The organism is Pseudoclavibacter endophyticus, assembly GCF_008831085.1.
Classification (GTDB): Bacteria; Actinomycetota; Actinomycetes; order Actinomycetales; family Microbacteriaceae; genus Pseudoclavibacter; species Pseudoclavibacter endophyticus.
This window is the reverse complement of sequence record NZ_WBJY01000005.1, coordinates 1-5,256: the sequence shown is the minus strand read 5'-3', so window position 1 is coordinate 5,256 and position 5,256 is coordinate 1. Positions and strand designations below refer to the sequence as shown.

At 55.0% G+C, this 5,256-nt stretch carries 2 rRNA genes; both read left to right on the top strand.

From position 1 onward, the window contains the following. The first annotated feature begins 100 nt into the window (after positions 1-100). Positions 101-1,623 (top strand): 16S ribosomal RNA (locus F8O04_RS14670). A 449-nt stretch (positions 1,624-2,072) separates the two neighbouring features. Then, positions 2,073-5,191: ribosomal RNA gene (locus F8O04_RS14665) — 23S ribosomal RNA — on the top strand. Together the 16S and 23S rRNA genes form the textbook arrangement of a ribosomal RNA operon. Positions 5,192-5,256 lie beyond the last annotated feature (65 nt).

Genomic DNA, 5,256 nt, shown 5'->3' with positions numbered 1-5,256 from the left:
TTTTTTTGGATTGATGGATCGTCAGTATGATGGTTTGTTAGTCTGGATCATTCTCTGCATTTGCGTGCTGCGTTTTCGTGGTGCGTGAGTGTTTTTGTTTTTTATGGAGAGTTTGATCCTGGCTCAGGACGAACGCTGGCGGCGTGCTTAACACATGCAAGTCGAACGATGAAGCTCCAGCTTGCTGGGGTGGATTAGTGGCGAACGGGTGAGTAACACGTGAGCAACGTGCCCCTTCCTCTGGAATAACTTCGAGAAATCGGAGCTAATACTGGATAGGTGACGTGACCGCATGGTCTGCGTCTGGAAAGATTTATCGGGGAGGGATCGGCTCACGGCCTATCAGCTAGTTGGTGAGGTAATGGCTCACCAAGGCGACGACGGGTAGCCGGCCTGAGAGGGTGACCGGCCACACTGGGACTGAGACACGGCCCAGACTCCTACGGGAGGCAGCAGTGGGGAATATTGCACAATGGGCGAAAGCCTGATGCAGCAACGCCGCGTGGGGGATGACGGCCTTCGGGTTGTAAACCTCTTTTAGTAGGGAAGAAGCGAAAGTGACGGTACCTGCAGAAAAAGCACCGGCTAACTACGTGCCAGCAGCCGCGGTAATACGTAGGGTGCAAGCGTTGTCCGGAATTATTGGGCGTAAAGAGCTCGTAGGCGGTTTGTCGCGTCTGCTGTGAAATCCCGAGGCTCAACTTCGGGCGTGCAGTGGGTACGGGCAGACTAGAGTGCGGTAGGGGAGATTGGAATTCCTGGTGTAGCGGTGGAATGCGCAGATATCAGGAGGAACACCGATGGCGAAGGCAGATCTCTGGGCCGCTACTGACGCTGAGGAGCGAAAGCATGGGGAGCGAACAGGATTAGATACCCTGGTAGTCCATGCCGTAAACGTTGGGCGCTAGATGTGGGGACCTTTCCACGGTTTCCGTGTCGTAGCTAACGCATTAAGCGCCCCGCCTGGGGAGTACGGCCGCAAGGCTAAAACTCAAAGGAATTGACGGGGGCCCGCACAAGCGGCGGAGCATGCGGATTAATTCGATGCAACGCGAAGAACCTTACCAAGGCTTGACATATACCGGAAACGGCCAGAGATGGTCGCCCCCTTGTGGTCGGTATACAGGTGGTGCATGGTTGTCGTCAGCTCGTGTCGTGAGATGTTGGGTTAAGTCCCGCAACGAGCGCAACCCTCGTCGGATGTTGCCAGCACGTAATGGTGGGAACTCATCTGAGACTGCCGGGGTCAACTCGGAGGAAGGTGGGGATGACGTCAAATCATCATGCCCCTTATGTCTTGGGCTTCACGCATGCTACAATGGCTGGTACAAAGGGCTGCAATACCGTGAGGTGGAGCGAATCCCAAAAAGCCAGTCTCAGTTCGGATTGGGGTCTGCAACTCGACCCCATGAAGTCGGAGTCGCTAGTAATCGCAGATCAGCAACGCTGCGGTGAATACGTTCCCGGGCCTTGTACACACCGCCCGTCAAGTCATGAAAGTCGGTAACACCCGAAGCCGGTGGCCTAACCTTTTGGGGGGAGCTGTCGAAGGTGGGATCGGTGATTAGGACTAAGTCGTAACAAGGTAGCCGTACCGGAAGGTGCGGCTGGATCACCTCCTTTCTAAGGAGCAGCTATGGTCAGGGCCTTTTGGTTCTGGTCGTTGAGGCAGCCATTTCAAACGCGAATGTCGTTTGGTGGTGCTCATGGGTGGAACATTTGACAAGTGATTGCGTTGTGCGGGGTTGTGTGGAGTACGCTGTTGGCTTTTGGGCTGGTGGTTGGAAACGTGTGGCCTCGTGTGGTGTGGTTGGGTGTGTACGCTGTTGGGTCCTGAGGGACCGGGCCGGGCCGGCTTTTTGTCGGTGGCTGGTTTCTTTTCGGGCCGCGTTGGGCTGACTCGTTTTGGGTTGGTTCGGGTGGTGCCGGTTGTATGTTGAGAACTACACAGTGGACGCGAGCATCTTAGAAGCTTGCATGCCGTGCGCCTTTGGGTGTGTGGTGTGTGGGTTTCGAATTACTGGTCGCTGTCGCGGGAGCCGTTTGGTTTTCGTGGTGGTGATTTTTTTGTGGTTCAAGTTTCTAAGAGCAAACGGTGGATGCCTTGGCATCTGGAGCCGAAGAAGGACGTGGTAATCTGCGATAAGCCTCGGGGAGCCGATAAACGGGCTGTGAGCCGAGGATTTCCGAATGGGGAAACCCCGCCAGGCTTTTTTGATCTGGTGACTCCCGCCTGAATGTATAGGGCGGGTAGAGGGAACGCGGGGAAGTGAAACATCTCAGTACCCGCAGGAAGAGAAAACAATAGTGATTCCGTGAGTAGTGGCGAGCGAAAGCGGAAGAGGCTAAACCGGCTGTGTGTGATACCCGGTAGGGGTTGCATGGTCGGGGTTGTGGGAGCGTTTTTTCATCGTTCTACCGGACGGTGGGCGTTACAGCAGCGCATAGGTGAACGACTTTGAATGGTCGACCGGAGAGGGTGCGAGTCCCGTAACTGAAATGTGTGTGTTGGCGCTGGAGCGTTTCCCAAGTAGCACGGGGCCCGTGAAATCCCGTGTGAATCTGTCAGGACCACCTGATAAGCCTAAATACTCCCAGATGACCGATAGCGGACAAGTACCGTGAGGGAAAGGTGAAAAGTACCCCGGGAGGGGAGTGAAATAGTGCCTGAAACCGTTTGCTTACAATCCGTCGGAGCTGGTGCCTTTGGTACTGGTGACGGCGTGCCTTTTGAAGAATGAGCCTGCGAGTTAGTGATACGTCGCGAGGTTAACCCGTGTGGGGTAGCCGGAGCGAAAGCGAGTCTGAATAGGGCGTTGAGTGGCGTGTTCTAGACCCGAAGCGAAGTGATCTATCCATGGCCAGGTTGAAGCGAGGGTAAGACCTCGTGGAGGACCGAACCCACCTAGGTTGAAAACTGGGGGGATGAGCTGTGGTTAGGGGTGAAAGGCCAATCAAACTTCGTGATAGCTGGTTCTCTCCGAAATGCATTTAGGTGCAGCGTTGCGTGTTTCTTGCCGGAGGTAGAGCTACTGGATGGCCGATGGGCCCCACCGGGTTACTGACGTCAGCTAAACTCCGAATGCCGGTAAGTGAGAGCGCAGCAGTGAGACAGTGGGGGATAAGCTTCATTGTCGAGAGGGAAACAACCCAGACCACCGACTAAGGTCCCTAAGCGTGTGCTAAGTGGAAAAGGATGTGGAGTTGCCGTGACAACCAGGAGGTTGGCTTAGAAGCAGCCACCCTTGAAAGAGTGCGTAATAGCTCACTGGTCAAGTGATTCCGCGCCGACAATGTAACGGGGCTCAAGCACACCACCGAAGTCGTGGCATTCATATGTGTGATAAGCCGCCCTGCGGGGTTGGTTCAGTTGTATGGATGGGTAGGAGAGCGTCGTGTGGCGAGTGAAGCGGCGGAGTGATCCAGCCGTGGACGCTACACGAGTGAGAATGCAGGCATGAGTAGCGAATGACGGGTGAGAACCCCGTCCTCCGAAAGACTAAGGGTTCCAGGGTCAAGCCAATCTGCCCTGGGTAAGTCGGGACCTAAGGCGAGGCCGACAGGCGTAGTCGATGGACAACGGGTTGATATTCCCGTACCGACGAAAAACCGTCAGAACCAAGCCAGTGCTGCTAAGAGTCCGAGGTTTCGGTTGTTCCTTCGGGAACGGCCGTTGCTGAGCACTCGACCCTATCTGGTGCGGTTAGCGTATTAACAGGTGTGACGCAGGAAGGTAGCCGAACCGGGTGAATGGTTGAATCCGGGCAAGGATGTAGGGTGAGCGATTGGTAAATCCGTCGCTCGTGTGCCTGAGATCTGACGCGGAAGTCGTAAGACGAAGTCGGTAATCCTATGCTGCCAAGAAAAGCATCGACGCGAGGTTTTAGTCGCCCGTACCCGAAACCGACACAGGTAGTCAGGTAGAGAATACCAAGGAGAGCGAGAGAATCGTGGTTAAGGAACTCGGCAAAATGCCCCCGTAACTTCGGGAGAAGGGGGGCCTGACGCGTAGTAGGGTTTGCCCCGAAAGCGTGTTTGGGCCGCAGAGACCAGTGGGAAGCGACTGTTTATCAAAAACACAGGTCCGTGCGAAGTCGCAAGACGATGTATACGGACTGACGCCTGCCCGGTGCTGGAAGGTTAAGAGGAGGGGTTAGCTTCGGCGAAGCTCTGAATTTAAGCCCCAGTAAACGGCGGTGGTAACTATAACCATCCTAAGGTAGCGAAATTCCTTGTCGGGTAAGTTCCGACCTGCACGAATGGCGTAACGACTTCCCAGCTGTCTCAACCGCGAACTCGGCGAAATTGCATTACGAGTAAAGATGCTCGTTACGCGCAGCAGGACGAAAAGACCCCGTGACCTTTACTATAGCTTGGTATTGGTGTTCGGTGTGGCTTGTGTAGGATAGGTGGGAGACGGTGAAGCAGCGACGCTAGTTGTTGTGGAGTCATTGTTGAAATACCACTCTGGTCATTCTGAATATCTAACTTCGAACCGTGATCCGGTTCAGGGACAGTGCCTGGTGGGTAGTTTAACTGGGGCGGTTGCCTCCCAAAAAGTAACGGAGGCGCCCAAAGGTTCCCTCAACCTGGTTGGCAATCAGGTGGCGAGTGTAAGTGCACAAGGGAGCTTGACTGTGAGACTGACAGGTCGAGCAGGGACGAAAGTCGGGACTAGTGATCCGGCAGTGGCTTGTGGAAGCGCTGTCGCTCAACGGATAAAAGGTACCTCGGGGATAACAGGCTGATCTTGCCCAAGAGTCCATATCGACGGCATGGTTTGGCACCTCGATGTCGGCTCGTCGCATCCTGGGGCTGGAGTAGGTCCCAAGGGTTGGGCTGTTCGCCCATTAAAGCGGTACGCGAGCTGGGTTCAGAACGTCGTGAGACAGTTCGGTCTCTATCCGCTGCGCGCGTAGGAAATTTGAGAAGATCTGTCTTTAGTACGAGAGGACCGAGATGGACGAACCTCTGGTGTGTCAGTTGTTCCGCCAGGAGCACCGCTGATTAGCTACGTTCGGTACGGATAACCGCTGAAAGCATCTAAGCGGGAAGCCGGCTTCAAGATGAGATTTCCATCCCTTCGGGGGAGAGGCTCCCAGTAGACGACTGGGTTGATAGGCCGGATGTGGAAGCAGGGACTCAAGACCTGTGGAGCTGACCGGTACTAATATGCCAATAACTTGACACCACACTTTTCGGTGGTGCTCGCGTCCACTTTGTGGTTCCCGGCAGATAACCGGGAACGAGATAATT